The organism is Haloechinothrix salitolerans (assembly GCF_042662605.1).
GTDB lineage: Bacteria > Actinomycetota > Actinomycetes > Mycobacteriales > Pseudonocardiaceae > Haloechinothrix_A > Haloechinothrix_A salitolerans.
Window position 1 is genome coordinate 6604724 of record NZ_JBHSXX010000001.1, and the last position, 17801, is coordinate 6622524.

Below are 17801 nucleotides of genomic sequence, written 5' to 3' on the forward strand. Positions count from 1 at the left end.
CAACGTCTTCAGGCTTACTCGAACAGTGCGCGGATGTCCTCGGCGTCGAGGGCGGAGCTGAACGCGCCGCCGTCCTCCATGACACTCGCGAACAACTGCGCCTTACGTTCCTTCAGCGCCATCACCTTCTCCTCGATGGTGTTCGAGGAGATCAGCCGGTACACCATGACGTTGCGGGTCTGCCCGATACGGTGGGTGCGGTCGACCGCCTGGGACTCGGTGGCCGGGTTCCACCACGGGTCGAGCAGGAAGCAGTAGTCCGCCTCGGTGAGGTTGAGGCCAAATCCGCCCGCCTTGAGGCTGATCAGGAACACTGGCGCGTCGCCGCGCTTGAACTGATCGATCACGTCGGCGCGGTTGCGGGTCTTGCCGTCGAGGTAGGTGTAGGTGATGCCCTCGTCGATCATCCGCTTGCGCACCTGGTCGAGGAAGCCGGTGAACTGTGAGAACACCAGCGCGCGGTGCCCGCCGTCGATGACCTCGTGCAAGTGCTCGAACAGCGCGTCGAGTTTTCCGCATGGCACGTCGGCGTACTGCTCGTCGACCATCGCGGGGTGCAGGCTGAGCTGCCGCAGCAACGTCAGCGACCGCAGGATCGTGAAGCGGTTGCGGTCGACGTCGTCGAGCAGCTTGAGCACCTTCTGCCGTTCCCGCTGGAGGTGGCGCTCGTAGATCGTGCGGTGCCGCTGGTGCATCTCGACCTCGAGCACCTGCTCCTGCTTGCTCGGCAGGTCGGCGACGACCTGCTCCTTGGTGCGCCGCTTGACCAGCGGTTTGATCCGTCGCCGCAACTGCGTCAGCAGCTCGGGCGCCTCGCCACGTTCGATGGGCCGGGAGTAGTACTCCTTGAACCGTGTCGGGTTCGGGAACAACCCCGGCGCGGTGATCGACAGCAACGACCACAGCTCCATCAGGTTGTTCTCCATCGGCGTACCGGTGATCGCGAGCTTGAACGGCGCTGGCAGTCGCCGCGCGCACTGGTACACCTTCGACTTGTGGTTCTTCGCGAACTGCGCCTCGTCCAGCACCAGCCCGGACCACGCGACACTCTCGTACTCCTCGAAGTCAAGCCGCAGCAGCGTGTACGACGTGACGACGACGTCAGCGCCCTCGGCGACGTCGACCAGCGACTCGCCGCGCCGGGCAAGCGTCTCGCCCACCGGCACGACGTCGAGATCCGGGGTGAACCGCTGCGCCTCGGCCGCCCAGTTGGACACCACGCTGGCTGGCGCGACGATTAGAAACGGCGGGATGTCCCCACCGCTGGTCTCCTTCGCGTGGCTGGCCAGCGCCAGCGTCTGCAACGTCTTGCCGAGGCCCATGTCGTCAGCGAGCACCCCGCCGAGCTGGTGCTGCCACAGGAACGCCAGCCAGGCGTAGCCGTCCTCCTGGTACGGCCGAAGCTGCGCGTTGAGGTTCGTCGGCAGCTTCGGCGGGTCGAGCGTGCCGAGTGCGAGCAGCCCGTCGACCTGCCGCCGCCACTCCGACGCCTGGCTCTCCACGACGCCGAGCTCGGTCAGCTCGCCCCAGAGATCAGCCTGGAACCGGCTGATCTGGAGCGTGTCGCTGTCGACGTCCTGCAGCGAGCGGGCCTCTTCTATCAGCCGCCGCAACGTCTGGAGCTCTGGTTTCTCCAGCGAGAAGAACGCGCCATCCGGCAACAGCAGGTGCGACTCGTTGCGCGCGATGCCCTTGAAGACGTCGCTGAACGGAACCTCGCGGCCCTCGACGGTGATCGACACGCCGAGGTCGAACCAGTCCCTGCCGTCGGACTCCTCCGTGGACAGCCCGATGCGCAGGGACTCGCCCGCCTCGCGGTAGTCGGGCTGCTCACCGGTGACCGCGACCTCAAGCCCGGGCGTGTCGGACAGGAGCGGCAGCAGCTCGGTGGTGAACCGCATGGTCTCGACGCCGCTGAGCCGGGTGTCGCGCAGTACCCGCGCGTGGCTCTGACCACCGCGCGCGAGCGAGAACCGTTCCAGGCCAGAGTCGAGCCGTTCCACGATCGCCTGCTCGGCGGGCAGGTCGCGCACGCCGCTCTCCGCGAGGGGGCCGTCCAGCTGGATTGTCAGCGGCGAGTCACCGATGTGGTACCGCCACGCCCAGCTCAGCTCGAGCTCGTGACCCTCACGGTAGTCGGCGGTCAGCACGAGCTCCGGCTCGGAGATCTCCGGCGGCGTGAACGAGTCGTCGGACGACACGATGGTGGCGGTGTGTCGCAACTGCGGATAGAACTCGTCGCGAAACCGGTCGACGCCCCCTGCGGGGATGGACAGCTTGCGGCCGTCGAGCACGAGCTGCTGCAACTGTTCCGACGCCGGTTTCGCCAGCTTGGCCAGCCACAACGGCCAACCGCCCGGGTCGCCCTTGGCCGCGGCGCGATCGGTGAAGACGAGGCCGTGACCGTTGCGGCCGATGAACCGCAACGGCCGAGGCTGGACGCCGTCGAGGAAGCCAGCGCCGCCGTCATCGACCCGCAGCAGCGGCGTGACGTCGAGGCCGCCGGACTTCCCCCGGGTGACGTCGAGGCACACCTCGGCGTCACAGACCGGGTCCAGCTCGCCACGCCGCGTGCCGTGCACGAGCCGCACTCCGGCCGCACGGGCTTGGTCGAGTAGGGGCCAGAGCTGCCGGGAGCTGAATGTCGAGAGGTCGAGGTACTTGTCGTCGGCCGACGAGTAGCCGGAGTAGCGGCCGGGGTAGCGCGCGCCGCCTGGCGGCTGGGCGAGGGAGTACAGCTCTTGCAGCAGCCGCACCTGATCGTCGTCATAGTCGCCGTAGAGGTGCAGCGCGTCGAGGCGGGTCCAGCTGAGGTCACCGGCTACCCAGCCACCACGCTTACCCGGCCGAACCAGCCGCGCGGAGATGTTGTGCTCCCGCCCGCGCAGGCCGCGCGACGCCATCAGCTCGATCGCGAGCGGCGTGTGGGGGGTGGCGTTTTGCTTCGTGCCGCACAGTTCCTGCAGCGGCTGCTCCCAACTACTCGACGTCTGCTCCCCCGGAGCGTCACCGTCCTCGGCCGCCGCGAGCAGCAGCGCGACGACATGCTTGCAGTTGAAGCCGACGGGGCAGCTGCACTGCCCATGGTCGAACCCGCCTTCCGGGGCGAGCCGGGCGGTGGTGGTGTAGGGCTTGCGGGCATTGCCGTTGACCGTGCCGACGATGGCCCCGGCCCTCGCACGGTACACGGCCCGCTCCACCCTGCCCTGACGTGCGTAGTTCAGGCCACGGGCATAGGTCTCCGGACCGACCACCTCGATGATCTCGGCCGGATCGATGTCCAGAGGCACCTCGTAACGCACCCCGCGAGGATATCGGCCGGGACCGACCGCCAAGTGGCTCACCCGCCGCACCTGGCGCCCGAGTTCGGTGAAATGCGCCGTGCGGTGCTTCTCGTTACTCGAAGCGAGCGGTGTCGCCCGCGCCATAGCGGACGATCTCCGGTTCACCGTGCGAGAAGTCGATCACCGTGGTGGGCTCGGTGCCGCACTCCCCCGAGTCGATCACAGCGTCGACGACGTGGTCTAGCTCCTCCTTGATGAGCCAGCCGTCGGTCATCGGCTCCTCGACGTCGGGCAGCAGCAACGTCGACGACAGCAGCGGTTCGCCGAGTTCGTCCAGCAATGCCATCGCGACCGGGTGCCGGGGGATTCGCGCGCCGACCGTGCGCTTCTTCGGATGCATGAGCTTGCGCGGCACCTCGCGCGAGGCGGGCAGGATGAACGTGTACTCGCCGGGGGTAGCCGACTTGATCGCACGGAACACGGTGTTGTCGACCTCGGCGAACTGACCGAGCTGGGAGAAGTCCCGGCACATCAGCGTGTAGTGGTGCCGGCTGTCGAGCTTCCTGATCTCCTTGATCCGGTCCAGCCCCTGCTTGTTGCCGATCATGCAGCCGAGCGCGTAGCAGGAGTCCGTGGGGTAGGCGATCAGTCCCTCCTCACGCAGCAGCGCGACGACCTGGCCGATCGCGCGTGGTTGGGGGTTGACCGGATGGACGTCGTAGTACCTCGCCATCCGGCGAGAGTAATGGCCATGTCGCTCCGCGTGCACGCAGGCCGGTCGCGTCGGCGACCGTAGGGGGCATCAGAGGTCGGCGAACCAGTCGACGATCTCGGTCAGGAACGCGGCGTCGCTGGCGTCGTCGATCAAGGCGTGCTTGGCTCCCGCGAGCACGCGGTGGGTGCCGTGGCGTGCGGCGTGCAGGTACGCATCGATGGAGCGTCGCGGGATCACCTCATCGTGTTCGGATTCCAGCACGAGGGTGTCGCCGTCGAACGTCGCGAGGTTGGCGAGCGCGGCGTTGGTGTCGATCAGGCCGCGCAAGTGCTGGCGAGCCTCAGGGTCGGGACCGTCCGCGTCGATGTAGAGCGCGGGCGCGCGGAGCAGCAGACGCTGGACCGGACGTTCGCCGAGCAGCAGGCAGGCGAGATACGCACCGTAGCTCGCGGCGCAGACACCGATCCGCTCGACGTCCTCTGTCGAGGCCAGCGCGTCATAGGCGGCGACGACGTCACGGAGGTGGTCCTGCCGGGTGCGCTCCCGCAGGTCACCGGGACTGTCGCCATGTCCGCTGAGGTCGACGGCGAGTCCGGTGTGGCAGAGGCGCTGGCTCACCTCCCTGGCGCGGAGAGTCTGCCTGCGGCGGCTACTGCCGTAACCGTGCACGAAGAGTAGCCCGGCGCCGCTCGGTGTCGAGGGCGTGACGAGATCGGCGGCGAGAGTGGTGTCCCCGGATGGAATGTCCATACCGTCCATCCTGACGTGTGCCGCACGCCCCGTGCGGGGTGGATCTTGAGACGTTCAGGGCGTCATGACGAGCGGGACGCCTCAAGATCGCGACGCGTGTCCGTCGGCGGGTGCACGCGGGCCCGGGCCCGTACGCTTGATCGCCATGGGGCTGACGGAGACATTCGAGTGGCGGGGCAGGCGGGTCCGATGGGGACGGATCGGCAGCGGCCCCGCCGTGGTGTTCTGCCATGGCACGCCATGGTCAAGCAGGCTATGGCTGCCGTACGCGGAGGCGCTGGCGGACGGGTTCACCTGCTACCTGTGGGACATGCCGGGATACGGCGAGTCCGCTATGGACCCTGAACACCGGGTGTCGCTCGACGTGCAGGGCGAACTGTTCGCCGACCTGTTGCGTCACTGGGGGCTGGCGGCACCACACGTCGTCGCGCACGACTACGGCGGCGCGGTGTCGCTGCGAGCGCACCTGCTGCACGACGCGGCCTACGCCTCGCTCGCGCTGGTCGACGTCGTCGCGGTCGCACCGTGGGGGTCGGAATTCTTCCGGCTGGTGCGGGACAACGCCGAGGTGTTCGCGGCGTTGCCGTCCGCTGTCCACGAGGGCGCGGTGCGGGCGTACGTCGACGGGGCGAGCCACGTCGGGCTCACACAGGATCAGTCAGACATGCTGGTCACGCCGTGGCTTGGCGACGTCGTACAAGCCGCGTTCTACCGCCAGATCGCCCAAGCCGACCAGGCCTACACGGATGAGATCGAGCCACGTTATCCCGAGCTGGACCTGCCGGTCACCGTGATGTGGGGCCGTGAGGACACTTGGATCCCGCTCGACCGTGGGCGCGCTCTCGCCGATGCCATCCCCGGCGCGCGGTTCGAGGTGATCGAGGACGCCGGGCACCTGATCCAGCTCGACCAGCCGGTGCGGCTCGCGACGCGACTGCACCGTTGGCTTGCCGAGCGCTAAGGCCGGGTGAGCAGCGCCTACGCACGCCGGGTATCGGCCGGGACGCTACGCCGTCGCCAGAGTCTCCACCCTGCGGCGCAGCAGGTCGCGGTAGTCCAGGACGTCGTCCACCTGCTCGGAGTGCTCGGCACAGGACGGCTGTTCCAGGGCGGACGCGAGGATGTGGTGCGCCTGCTCACGGCCATGCTCGCGGAGCTCGATGCCCATCGCCTCCGACGCGCGCTCGTATTCGCCGCGGATCACGTCGGTCTGGTCGCTGAAGAAGACGTCCTTCACGCCACCGCCCATGCCGTGATCGATCAGCACGACAACCGCGTGCTCGGCGTTGTCGTAGTGGAACACGGTGGCGATGGCTTCCTGCCCGCCGTCGTCATCGCGGTAGCCGAACGCCCGATCGAACTCCGGCTTGCCGAGACGCTCGAGCCACGGCGGTTCCGCGACACCGGCGGAGGAGAGCTTCGCGGCGCTCTCGTTGGCGGCCTCCCGCACGCCTGGTGCACCAGCGGCTGCGACCGCGCGCAGCATGGCGAGACCGTGCGGTTCGGCGGATTTCTCGGCGCTCGCGATCAGGTCGGAGAGCAGCTCGCGCGTGACGTCGACGTCCGGGGCTGCCCTGCGTACCATGCCGAGGAAGTCGGCGCCCGCGAGCTCGGCCTCGAGCGGGCTCGTCTCCGGCGTAAGCAGGTCGGCGAAGCCTTCGATCACGGCGTCGGGTGTCGTGTCCGGCTCCGGCATGGCCTCGGCGATCCGTTGGAGGAAATCGTCCGGGTCGGTCACGCCGTCGAGGCTGTTCAGCAGCTCCGCTGGGGCGCCAGCTTCTTCGAGTTGCTTACGCATGGCGTCGAGGTCGATGTCGTCCTGCTGCGACTCGTCTGGCACGGCCCGCAGGTGCCTGCCGTCGTCGCTGGGCTGTTCGGGCGTTGGCATGCGCACATGGTGCCACGGCCGCACGGTGCGCGACGGAATAGGCGTGTCTATGGCACACCTGAGCGATACGAGCGCACGTCAGCCCAGCTCACCAGCTCCCGCACACGCAGGCGGTCCAAGCGTCAGGCTCCGACAAGCCCGGCTTCGTAGGCGAAGATCGTCAGCTGCACCCGGCTACCGACGTCGAGCTTGGCGAACGTCCGGGTGATGTGGGTCTTCACCGTGGCCTCGCTCATGAAGAGTTCGGCCGCGATAGCGGCGTTCGACTTGCCTTGCGCGACCGCGACGACGACTTCACGTTCGCGGTCGGTGAGCGCATCAAGCTTGCTCACGGCCGCACGGCGGCGAGGGTTGGCGCGTGCGGTGACGTAGTGCTGGATCAGCGATTTGGTCGTACTCGGCGACAGCATGGCGTTGCCAGCGGCGACCACTCGCACACCGTTGATGATGTCACTCGGATCGGACTCCTTGAGCAGGAAGCCGCTGGCACCGGCGGCCAGCGCGTCGAAGACGTACTCATCGAGGTCGAAGCTGGTCAACACGAGAACCTTCGGCGCACGTGGCAGCGCGCGCACGGCCGCGGTGGCGGCGAGGCCGTCCATCCTGGCCATCTTGATATCCATCACGACGACATCCGGCGCATGGCTGGTCACCGCCGTCACAGCCTGGTCACCGTCCTGAACGTGAGCGACCACGACGAGGTCGTCCTGGCTCTCCAAGATCATGGACAGCATGCTGAGGACGAACGGGTCGTCGTCAACAAGCAAGACACGCAAGGGTTGCGTATCCGAATTGCCACCATGTTCGCGGTTTGTCACGCGCCCATGCTAAGGCTCACCACCGTCACGATCCCTTGACCATGGCAGCCAGGCAGCGAGGACGAACGTGTCAGCATCCGTCGGCCCGGAGCTGACAGTGCCGCCGAGTTGTGCCACCCGCTCGGCGACACCGTGGAGCCCCGTCCCCGCGCCCGCCACCGTTTCCGAGTCCCCGCGGAGGGGGTTGGACACCTCGATGCTGAGACCAACACCAGGGCTGCCCCGAATCGTCACGTCGGCGGTCGTGTCCGGGGCGTGCCGCAGTACGTTCGTCAGCGCCTCCTGAACGATCCGGTACGCGGCCGACCCGAGTGGCGCGGGCGCGATCGACACGTCGTCGAGCAGCACGGTGACGTTCATCGCGAGCCCCGCACGGCGTGAGTTGTCAAGAAGCTCGGGAAGATCGGCCAACGTTCGTGGCGAGGTGTCTGATCCACTGGGTGTCGAGCCACCCGAGAACGTTCGGCCGTCACGCAGCACACCGACGACCTCTCGCAGGTCGTTGAGCGCTTCCTTCGCCGTGCCACGTACACCGCGAGCGACTTCCGCGGCGCGCTCATGGTCATCGCTGACTTCCAGCGCGCCAGCTTGCAGTGAGAGCAACGAGAGCCGGTGGCCAAGTACGTCGTGCATCTCTCTGGCGATGCGGGTCCGCTCTTCCCGACGCGCCATCTCGCCGGACAGTTCACGCTCCGCGTGCGTGCTGCGGGTCAAATCCCGCCGAGTGCCGCGCAGCACCCCGACGGCCAGCGGGATCGCTGTCATGACCGCCGCGATGAGCAAGATCGCGAACAACGGTGCGTCGACCCGTTCCGCCTCGGTTTGTGCTCCCGCGAAGATTTGAACCATGGAGTAGTCGACATGCCGGCGAGCGTCATAGCCAACGGCGATCGCCGTGGCGACGTATACCGCCGCCGTACCAATCCAGAGCACGTAGTCACGGCGGGCGGCGGCGAGCGCCGCCAGGGCGATCAACGCCGCGAGGGAGTCTGTGATGAAGACCAGGGGAGGTAGGACGGCGGCGGCCGTCACGAACTCCGGATGCCGGTGCCGCCAGACAAGACCGACGGCGGCACCGATAGCCAACAGCGCTCCGAGACCACCTCGCCAGCCAGGCTCGATGTCCTCACTACCCGGTACGAAACCCTCCGCGACCAGCACCATCAGCGAGCTGAAAATGCTCAGCGACACCACAAGCACCGTGACGCAAACAGCGCCGACACGACGCATCACATGCGGGCGCGAGCTGCCTGCGGGCTGGGTCATGCGCCAAGAGTACGGCCAGGCTCTGACAACTCCGCATCGGCGGAACAGCTGATCTGACCGTCCAAAACGACGACTTTCGTCGTAGCTGGGTCTATGCGTGCGGACGACGCGACGACCCCCTCAGCTCCAGTTGCATGGGGCCATCACAAGAGGGAAGGAACACAATGACTCAGCCACAGCAATTCGGCTCGCCCCCTCCGGCGCAGAAGGCGCCGAAGCCCGCCAAGTTCGGCGCGCTCGCCTGGACGTCACTCATCCTCGGCATTGTCGGGATCCTTGGCTCGCCGATCATCTTCCTGAACAACCTCACGGCGATCGTCGCGGCCCTCGGGCTCATCCTCGGCGTCATCGCGCTGTTCGGCACGAAGCGGATCCTCGCGCTGATTGGGATTGGACTCTGCGTGGCCGGAATCGCGATCACCGTCGCGGTGCAGGGCGACACGGTGAAGGAGTTGGAGAACGCACTCAACGAGCCGGGGTCGGCATCGGGTGAATCCGGCGACTCCGGACAGGCGACGTGGGGCGAACAGTTCACCTGGGAGTCCGGCGTCGCCGTCAAGGTTTCCAAGCCAACCCCATGCACACCAAGCGATTTCGCCAGCCCGCAGAACATCGAACGCGCCATGAAGTTCACCGTCACCGTTGTCAATAACAGTGACGAGCCGGTCAACATCGTCGACCTCACCCCGAGCGGTGACGCGACCTTCAACGGTGGCAAGGCGGAGACGATCTTCGACTCCGACGGCGAGTGCGGAGATGGCGGCATGGAGTCGACGACCGTGCTGCCAGGCAAGACGTACCGTTACGACGTCGCGTACGCCGTTGGACCTAAGCCCGGCGAGCTGCAGCTCGTCTTCAACCCCATCCTTGGCCAGGAAGCCGTGTTCGTCGGGAAGGTCTGACGTCCTGGCTGCCGTTCCCACCGGCGCGAGTCGGTGGGAACGACGGCTGGGTCAGTGTGCGTCAGCTCCGGTGGGACATCCTCGCCTAGCAGCACATCGCAACGTGGCGTGTGCTACGAGCCGTTGAGCCGCCGCACGTGCCTGCATCGGGACCTGGTCGGGTCGACCAGACAGATCGATCCCTATGACCTCTGCCTGAGACCCGCGCGCGCCGCAAGTGGCTCGAGAAATTCTATGGCGGCGCGACGGCTCAACTCGTCGTGGAAGCGCTGGTTGCCGAAATTGCGCAGGCAGCCGTAGCAGGAGGTCTCTTCCCCGCAGTCGCAACCAGTGACGCGGTCCAGCGCCACACGCGTGACAACGTCCAGCGATTCCGCTACCTGCATCGCCCCACCTGCTCCGCCCGGCACGGTATCGAAGATCACCAATCCTGTGCGACTGGCAGCACTGTGATAGAGCGCGCCACCGATGTCGTCCCGAGAGATTTCCAGCCCGGACGACGCACCCTCCAGCAGAGCGAACAGCCCGGACAACCATCGCTCGGGAACGGAATTCACCAACGGATCGATGCCATCAAAGCTCAGCTCCACGACATCGGTCTCGTACTTGTGCGCAAGAGATCGTGCCTGCAGCGGCCCGCGGCACTCGGAGTTCTTGAGCAGGTGCGGATGGGACTTGATCTGGCGGCCTTCTATGGCGCATCCCCAGCCGCACCAATCACAGATCAAATAACCTGATCCGTTCGGTCCTTCGGAAATGGCGATGAGCTGCCCCCGCTCCCCAGCACGACTCGTGACGACACCACCACCCGATGCCTGCCACTCTCGGAGAACTGGATCGACAGCGGTCGAGACGACATGCGTAGTGCCGTTCCAACTGCGCTTCGGCGGCACCGTACTCCGACGCGCCTCCGGCTCTGCGACGAATCCGAACTCTGGGACGCAGTATTGCCTTGACGCAGCTCGACTTGGATGGGAGCAGGCAGGGCATATGCCATCCAATGGCTCATCGTCCTCGTAGTAGTGCTGGCAGTGCTCGCACACCATGTAATACTTGCCCTCCAGCTCACGGTCGGGGAGCCGATAGACACCACCCGACTTCCAGAGATAGCCCCCGGCGACAACCTCTGCACCAGGCGCGTACTCGTAGATCGCGCTCGACAGGTCGCGCGCGAGCTCCAGCTTCGAGCCGACTGCCTCGGACGAGTACGTTGTGCGAAGCTCCACCGTATCGACGGGGAACCCGTACTTCGGCAGGATGTTGCGGTTGGCTAGGAACCCAAGCAGGTGGCGCTTCGTCAGGGTGTTGATAGTGCGTGCGTAGCGTTGGACCAGGTGGTCCTTACGGTCCTCGAACGCGGCGCGACGCCGTTCTTCGAACGCAGCAACATCCTGATCAAGCTGCTGTCGGACCTCTTCGATCAAGTCTGCGAGGTGTGCAACCCACTTGCCGCTGTCGACGCCGATTTCATCCTGCACGTCGGCGGGAAGCACGCGCCGAAGCGAGGTAAGGACATCCGGTGGGACGGGCGTGAGGAACTGCCGCACGCGCGAACACGGTACGGTCCCGCCATTCGGCGCGAGGAAGAACTCGCCTGCAGTCCTCCACTGCTCACCGAGGTCGCGTTTAGCGGTTCGGAAGAAAGCTGCCAGCGCAATCGAATGAGCATGCCGACGATCGATGCGTTCGTTCCCGAGTGGCACATATGGGGCACGTACCTCGCCAGAGATCATAGTGCGGGGGCTCTGGTAATGCGAGAGATCGTGCGAACGTCGTTGGGCGTAGGTCACAACCAACGCGGCAGAGTCTGTGCGTCGCCCGGCACGACCAGCACGTTGCACATAGTTAGCGGTAGTGGGCGGCATGTTGCGCAGAACAACCGACTGCAACTCACCGACGTCAACACCGAGCTCGAACGTCGTCGAGCACGAAAGCGCGTTAACGTCGCCCTGCAGGAACCGCTGCTGAATGCTCGCTGCCTCCATGCTCGTCCATTGCGCGGTGTGCTCACGGGCGACCAGCGGAATGGGCTTCAGCGTACGGTAGAGCGTCCGGTAATGGTCGTCAGAATCAGTGGATACGTACTCTTCAAGCACCCCTTCGCAGCCGATCGTGGTACAGATGCCCTTGACTGAGATCGAACTGATCTTCCGGCACAAGCTGCACCGATAGAGTGGCTTCGCCTGATCGGCTAGCGACAGTTGTAGCCAGGTGTGATCCACTTGGCGGACCGCACCGAGGTTCCTGACGGTGTCCGTCTTCAGCCACCCGTCCTGGGCGCTGGTAATGAACTTCCAGGTGCCGTCCAACAGCTCACGAGCATCCGAGCTCACACCCAGTCGATCGAGCACCCGCTGCAGGTAGTCGAGCCTGCGGTTCGCACCCCGCGTAGGAAGCCAGCTCAACACCTTCTTGCCGGGTTCTGACCCGTCCTTCCGCAAGAAGATCGGACCGCGACGAGGATCGAACGCCTCGTCGCGGGGGTCGACGTCTTCTGGCATGGTCAGCACACCTTGCTGCCGCACTGTGCGGACAAGCTCAGCCAGCAGGCTCCAACACTCCTCTTCTTTCAGGCCAAGCGATAACAGTGGTGACGGAACCTGCCAGGATTTCGCTCGATCGAGCCTGACGCGCAGCAGGCCAAGGCCCTCCAATGACTGACGTTCGTCCACCGCCACGAGCTCCTGCATCACCCAGAGCGCAGTCTTGCGTTCGCGCTGCTGCTTGGATGTGCGTCGCTCGAAGACATGGGAGTCGCCAGCGACCCTCGCGACGTGGAAGATCAGATCGTCGATGCCCACCTCCTCTTCGTCACGCGTCGCGCGTTCGAAGCCCTGCAGGACCAGCCGTCTCCGTTGAATCGCCGAGTAGCTGTCCTCGAGGTAAGGCGCGAAGAACGCAGCTGACTGCCGGCTGTCGCTAAACATCAGTAGTTTTCGGCCTTCGCCAGGCCGATCGGCGATCGCATCATCGGTCGCGGGGGGTAGCGACTGGTAGAGCGCCGTTGACAACACGGACACCGCCGCATCGCCACCGCTCTCGAACTGCCGAATCATCGCGGGCCCACGAGCCCCGCAGGCAAGGCACCCTGACGGCGAGCCCTGGGACGTCTTAAGCTTGCGCACGTGTCGTACGGAGCCAGTGCATCCGTCTCGTGTGCAGGCCGTGACTGATGAGCCATACAGTAGCCCACAGGTGGCACACAGGTAGGCCTCGTCCGCCTCAAGTTCGCTGACCTTTTCGAGGGCCACATCGTCCTCGTCTGCTTCGCCGAGTTGCTCCCCCACCAGCAACCACACCCGCCGCTCGTTGTGCTTGATCCGGGCGACAAAACGCAGGCCGTCCTCGACGCGACGGATGGCGCCGATCAGATGAACGGCTCCGCATCGTTTGCAGGCACCGAGCTCGAACATCGAGCCAGCGCACTCCGTGCATTCTTCGTGTCTGCTCAACGAAACATGAGGCCCGGCGTCGGTGAGACAACAAAACGCTCCTTCGGTGGCGCGAGCGAACTGGTGATACCGCGCCGAAAGCAATGGAGAGCCAGCCCGGTCGGCGAGCTGGCTGCCAACGGTCACCAACGCTGCGAGCGATTCAGCAGCGCACTCATCGTTCCCGAACAGTTTCGTGGCTAGGTCGTCGAAAAGCTGGGGACCGGTCGCAAGCTCACCGCGAAGCTTAGCCATCGTCGCTTCGTGCGCGAGGGCGTATGCCGGGTCATTGGTGGTGAACCCGTGAGATCCGGCCATCTCCAGCACCGCCGACCGTGGATCTTCCTGCTGTGCGAGTCGCTGATAAGCATCACCGACAAGGGGCCCCCAGTACGGGCCCTCTGGCGTCGTGACTCGACTGGCCGTCACCACGTCTTGTCGGTTCGGATCCCCGTCTGCCCAATCGAACGGTGCATCGAACAGTCGTTGGGCGAAGTTCACCACTGCCATCGGGTCACTGCCGACCGTCGCGCTTGTAGCGAAACACTGCAGCCTTTGCTCCGGCGCTACCCGATCGCGCAATCGCCGCAGGAGCATGGCCAGCTCCTCAGCCTTAGCGCCGTCATAGACGTGCGCCTCATCGAGCGCGATGAAGCGCCATTTACCTGCGTACTCTCCCTCAAAGAGGTCCAGATCGGCAGGTCGCAACAGCAGGTACTCCAACATGGCGTAGTTGGTGAGCAGAAGGTGCGGCGGGCTTACCCGCATCTCCTCCCTGCTGAGCAGTTCATTGGGACGTCTGGGCTCGCCAGGGTTGAGTTCCTCGAACACCTCCGCAGCGTCCTGCGCTCGTTCACGAGTGTCGCCGGTGTAGCGACCAAAGGTAATTTCAGGCATCCCCGCCAACAGTTGCCGCAACCGCTTGAGTTGATCGTTCGCCAACGCATTCATGGGATACAGCAACAGCGCACGCACGCCTGGTCCGAGGGTTCCCTTAGCTCGTTCGGCAACGAGTGACGACAAGATTGGCAAGAGGAAACTCTCCGTCTTGCCGGACCCCGTACCAGTAGCGACGACGAGGTTCCGCCCCGCTGCAGCCTTGCGTATGGCCAGTTCCTGATGCTGATAGAGCGGCCGATCGAGCGGGAGCGTCTGTCCGGATAGAGCTGACAGGCCGCCGTCGATGACGCCTTCGTCAATCAGTTTCCGGAGGGAAGCGCCCGCGGCGAACGGCGGTGTGGCCTCCAAGAACGGGCCGTTGGTCAGCATCGGACTCGAGGTGATCTCCCCAGCCAGGGCTGCAGCGATATCCGGATCGCACACTGGAAGCAAGGAGCGCAGATAGCGACGGTAGGTGTCGCTCACCAGACGGCTCGTTCCGAGGGGATCGAGCGTATAGCTCATGCCAGCTCCATTTCTCTTCCCTTGATGAGCAACTCCGCAAGCACCAAGTCGATCGTGACCAGCTTTGGAGCGATGGCGGCAAGGTGAAGCCATTCAGCGCGCAGACGCGCCTCACATTGGGCAGCAGCCTCATCGCCACGCGCCGCGAGCCGTGCAACCATTGCGATTGCTGATGAGACAGCGGGAAGCAAGCGCCAGCCGCCGCGATCGCCGTGACGCCGAGCGGCCACGTGCTTCGCGAGCTCTGGGTGGTAGCTTCGCGCGATCAGTTCGTCTGCTGCGCTCAACGAATGCCGCGCCGCGTTGCCTGCCGCTCTGGCATCGGCCGTCAGCCGTTGGTCGAACAGTTGGCGGGCGGCGACCACTCGGCTGTCCGGATCAAGCAGGTCCTGCGGCACAACCATCGCGGCTTGCCAAACGTAGTCCACCTGTTCAACCGTCATGGCGGCGAGAGCGTCCACCTCCCGGCCGAAGCCACCAACGGCTGCGTCTTGGTCCTCATCCCCCAGAAGGACGGTGACGGCTGTCTGCCCGCACTCCATCTCCGCACAGTCCCACCAGTCGTCATCGTCTGCGTCCATCATTGCGGCAACCGCGGGGTTCGAAGCCCACATCCGGCGAAGCCTGGTGTTTCCGATAGGACGGTCCGGCCTACTCGCGGCCATGCCAGTAGCGATGAGCGCGCGAAGAGATCGCTCGGGCTGCAGTTCGGCATCGACGAGAGCCTGCAACGCCCGGGCGGTGTGTGCCCTCAGCAAGTGACCACAATGCTCTGCTATACGGCTCTCCGGAACTAGCATGGACAGCTCAGCAGCGAGATCAACCATCACCCACAGACGGGTCATGTCCCAAACCGTGGCCGGAAACGCCCCCTGGCCTACGAGGAAGCGCGATAGCTCAGCCTCTTCGATGTCACCAGTGTCGAACCATCCCGTCGCATCACAGAAGTACGAGCTTCCCGCCTCAGGCCAACGCGGAAGCTCAACCGGTACCCATGGATCCCCCACCCGCAGCACAACGCGGAGCGGACCGCACGCGCGTAGCTCGGAGGGAAGCTCCACGTTCCCGTTCATCACAGGCAGCCGCACAGGCGCACGCCACGGAGCCGCGAGAACATAGATCCCAGCAATCACACCTTCGACCTCAGCTGCATCCACAAGGCGCAGCCGGTCGCCACAATGCTCAACTGCCGAGGCCAGCTTCTCTGGCTCAACGTTGGCGAGCACGCAAGGTTTTGCGCCAACGGGCAGCACGAGGTCCACCCGTCGATGCTCGGCGACCGTATCGGCGATTCGCTTCAGGTCGTAGCGAGCCATGCCATCACGGACCCGGCCTGTCGGCTCAAGCTCCTGAAGGACGCCAGGTCGGCCGCGGACCTGAACAGGCGGCAACTTCAAGACGCCTGGTACATGGACGATGAGCGACCCCGGGGTCAAGAACGACTCCACAGTCAGCCGAAGTGCACCGGTACTCCAAGCGGAGGACTCATCGCTGTGCTCGTGGAACACCTGGACATGAGGCGGAGATACAACCAGCGGCTCGCTGAGCGCAGGGACATCGAAGGCCACGAGTTGCTCGCGCCCCTGCTCAGCAAACCGCATCCGAGCAGGAGCTACGTGTGCGCCGGTCGGTGCTGACAACTCTGCCTGTGCCGGCGTAAGGCCGCTACGCGTAAACAGGCGCACGTCCGATAGGTAGCGCACTGACAGCCCTTCGGCAATAAACAGCGAACGCCGAATGCCTCGCGCCAGGGGCCCACGGATGCTCACATCGAAGGCGCCGAGCAAAGGCCGCTGGACACCACGCCAGAGGTCGTCAACCAGCTGAGGCGCGCTCGTCTCGATCGATCGGCGGACGATGGCCTCGCCTGTCACCCGGGACCGGATCTCGACCTGCCAGGTTGTCTGCGCATCGGGCTCACCTGGCAGCCACAGCACAGGCAGTTCGGCGAACACGGGTGAGCCGTACGGGGTGGTGACCCCGGGCACCGGAGCGCCCTGTTCGAGTCGCGGCCGGGTATAGCCACGCACTACCCGTTGACGCGTTCCGTCTGCCAGGCCCAGCGAGGTAACGTCAGCAAGGTCGAGGTGCTGCAGGCGCCAGTCGCTCCAGCCCACTGGAAGGATGCCGTCGCCGATCACACGTAAGGTGCCATGCGCGTCAAGATCGCGGCCTGCTGGATACAGCGCCCACACCGAACTCGGCGGCAAGGGCAACGTGGCTGATATGAGCCGACCATCGTCTCCGAATAGGAGCAGTGGGTCCGTCTTATCCACGACGCGTAGCTCAGCATCGTGGTCCCAACCGGCAAGGCGGACCTGTACCGATCGCACCGGCCTGGAAAGGGCATGCGTCGTCGCGGGAACTCCCTCAGCGGCATCGACCCACATGGTTTGGCTCTTAACGGTGTGCGGGACCCCGTCCTCCGTGACGTGCCAACGTGCGGTGCCGTCGGGAGCGTCGCCTATGGGCGGCAGCCAGACAGCGACACCACGGCCATACGGATCAAGCTCGAGACGTGGCCTTTCCTGGCGCTGCTTCCTTCGGCTCACGTCAACCGGAGGGGAGGTGTCGAACAACCCCTGCTCGGCCAGCTCTTGGGCCCGTTGAACGAAACGACTCGGCAACCCAAGACCGTCTAGACTTTCGCCCGACTCGCGCAGCCGGTCCAACAACTCCAAGCTTCGCTCGACAATGTCAAGCGCGAAATCTGATCCATACTGCAGAAAGCGCCGAGCTGGTACGTCCAGGCTGTACAAGCGCGATTCCCGGCCAGACCCAGTAGCCCAGGCAAGAAACGTCTCCGCATCCAATCTCGGATCCTGAGACTGACGCTGCAGTAGCAGCCTGAAGAAGTCCTCGAGACAGTAGGTCGGTATGCCGGCGTGCATCACGATCGGGCCAACGTAGGGCAGTGGGTTGTCGGCGAACACCGGCAGACCGAGTTTGACGAGCGCTACCCGGAAACCATCGCCCCAAACGCGCTGATCCTCCTGGTAACCGCCGTACCGCACTGCCTTCCACAACGCCGGCCAGTAAGTTCCCTTCTGGTAACGCTGAGCGGCCACTCCCGCCATCGCTACGGCTACGCATGCAGGCCGGCGCTTGAACATCACCTCGACGCTGGCGCCCTCGGTTCGTCGACACTTGTATTCCTGTCCAAGCGACGCGGCGAGCTTATCGATTAACCCCTCGGGCACGTCGACCTCTGCGACCAGGGAGACTCCGCGCAGTGTTCGCTCTAGTCTGGTTTCCGCCATTTCAAGGAACTCCACGAGGGAGACTTTGTGTCGGCTGGACTCCGCAAGCTCGCCTGACATACTCGAACGTCACCGCCTAAACC

At 65.3% G+C, this 17801-nt stretch carries 10 protein-coding genes; 2 read left to right on the forward strand and 8 right to left on the reverse strand.

Features of this window, described 5'->3' with window-relative positions:
- Positions 1-14: 14 nt before the first annotated feature.
- The 3 genes from ACFQGD_RS31735 to ACFQGD_RS31745 form a co-directional block, all read right to left on the reverse strand.
- On the reverse strand, positions 15-3302 hold the full coding sequence (locus ACFQGD_RS31735) for a DEAD/DEAH box helicase (RefSeq protein WP_390221127.1): 3288 nt from the start codon (positions 3300-3302) through the stop codon (positions 15-17).
- Between the two features lie 94 nt (positions 3303-3396).
- Positions 3397-4017: an L-threonylcarbamoyladenylate synthase gene (locus tag ACFQGD_RS31740; RefSeq protein WP_345391752.1), complete on the reverse strand. Its 621-nt coding sequence runs from the start codon at positions 4015-4017 to the stop codon at positions 3397-3399.
- Between the two features lie 69 nt (positions 4018-4086).
- Complete coding sequence (locus ACFQGD_RS31745) at positions 4087-4749, reverse strand: alpha/beta hydrolase (RefSeq protein WP_345391755.1); 663 nt, start codon at positions 4747-4749, stop codon at positions 4087-4089.
- 145 nt (positions 4750-4894) lie between these two features.
- On the opposite strand from ACFQGD_RS31745, the gene ACFQGD_RS31750 reads away from it, so the two are divergent.
- Positions 4895-5710 carry an alpha/beta fold hydrolase gene (locus ACFQGD_RS31750; RefSeq protein WP_345391758.1) on the forward strand — a complete coding sequence of 272 codons (816 nt, stop codon included), beginning with the start codon at positions 4895-4897 and terminating at the stop codon, positions 5708-5710.
- 45 nt (positions 5711-5755) lie between these two features.
- On the opposite strand, the gene ACFQGD_RS31755 is transcribed toward ACFQGD_RS31750, so the two are convergent.
- The 3 genes from ACFQGD_RS31755 to ACFQGD_RS31765 all read right to left on the reverse strand — a co-directional run bounded on the left by ACFQGD_RS31755 (position 5756) and on the right by ACFQGD_RS31765 (position 8721).
- Positions 5756-6637, reverse strand: a complete 882-nt coding sequence (locus ACFQGD_RS31755; protein WP_345391761.1) for a hypothetical protein — start codon at positions 6635-6637, stop codon at positions 5756-5758.
- A 122-nt stretch (positions 6638-6759) separates the two neighbouring features.
- Positions 6760-7455: a response regulator transcription factor gene (locus ACFQGD_RS31760; protein ID WP_345391764.1), complete on the reverse strand. Its 696-nt coding sequence runs from the start codon at positions 7453-7455 to the stop codon at positions 6760-6762.
- A gap of 9 nt (positions 7456-7464) precedes the next feature.
- Positions 7465-8721, reverse strand: a complete 1257-nt coding sequence (locus tag ACFQGD_RS31765; RefSeq protein WP_345391767.1) for a sensor histidine kinase — start codon at positions 8719-8721, stop codon at positions 7465-7467.
- A gap of 164 nt (positions 8722-8885) precedes the next feature.
- Here ACFQGD_RS31765 and ACFQGD_RS31770 point away from each other — a divergent pair, with 164 nt between their 5' ends.
- Positions 8886-9623 (forward strand): hypothetical protein, encoded by a 738-nt coding sequence (locus tag ACFQGD_RS31770; RefSeq protein WP_345391770.1) that lies wholly within the window; start codon positions 8886-8888, stop codon positions 9621-9623.
- A 182-nt stretch (positions 9624-9805) separates the two neighbouring features.
- On the opposite strand, the gene ACFQGD_RS31775 is transcribed toward ACFQGD_RS31770, so the two are convergent.
- Both ACFQGD_RS31775 and ACFQGD_RS31780 read right to left on the reverse strand, forming a co-directional pair.
- Positions 9806-14458 carry a DEAD/DEAH box helicase gene (locus ACFQGD_RS31775; protein ID WP_345391773.1) on the reverse strand — a complete coding sequence of 1551 codons (4653 nt, stop codon included), beginning with the start codon at positions 14456-14458 and terminating at the stop codon, positions 9806-9808.
- Positions 14455-17733, reverse strand: a complete 3279-nt coding sequence (locus ACFQGD_RS31780; protein WP_345391776.1) for a hypothetical protein — start codon at positions 17731-17733, stop codon at positions 14455-14457. Before ACFQGD_RS31780 ends, ACFQGD_RS31775 begins: the two co-directional genes overlap by 4 nt.
- Between the last annotated feature and the right edge of the window lie 68 nt (positions 17734-17801).

Excerpts from the sequence above, each read along its gene's own strand:
- ACFQGD_RS31750 (WP_345391758.1), top strand. The coding sequence starts at position 4,895 with ATGGGGCTGACGGAGACATTCGAGTGGCGGGGCAGGCGGGTCCGATGG.
- ACFQGD_RS31740 (WP_345391752.1), bottom strand. The coding sequence starts at position 4,017 with ATGGCGAGGTACTACGACGTCCATCCGGTCAACCCCCAACCACGCGCG.
- ACFQGD_RS31755 (WP_345391761.1), bottom strand. The coding sequence starts at position 6,637 with ATGCCAACGCCCGAACAGCCCAGCGACGACGGCAGGCACCTGCGGGCC.
- ACFQGD_RS31765 (WP_345391767.1), bottom strand. The coding sequence starts at position 8,721 with ATGACCCAGCCCGCAGGCAGCTCGCGCCCGCATGTGATGCGTCGTGTC.
- ACFQGD_RS31770 (WP_345391770.1), top strand. The coding sequence starts at position 8,886 with ATGACTCAGCCACAGCAATTCGGCTCGCCCCCTCCGGCGCAGAAGGCG.
- ACFQGD_RS31775 (WP_345391773.1), bottom strand. The coding sequence starts at position 14,458 with ATGAGCTATACGCTCGATCCCCTCGGAACGAGCCGTCTGGTGAGCGAC.
- ACFQGD_RS31745 (WP_345391755.1), bottom strand. The coding sequence starts at position 4,749 with ATGGACATTCCATCCGGGGACACCACTCTCGCCGCCGATCTCGTCACG.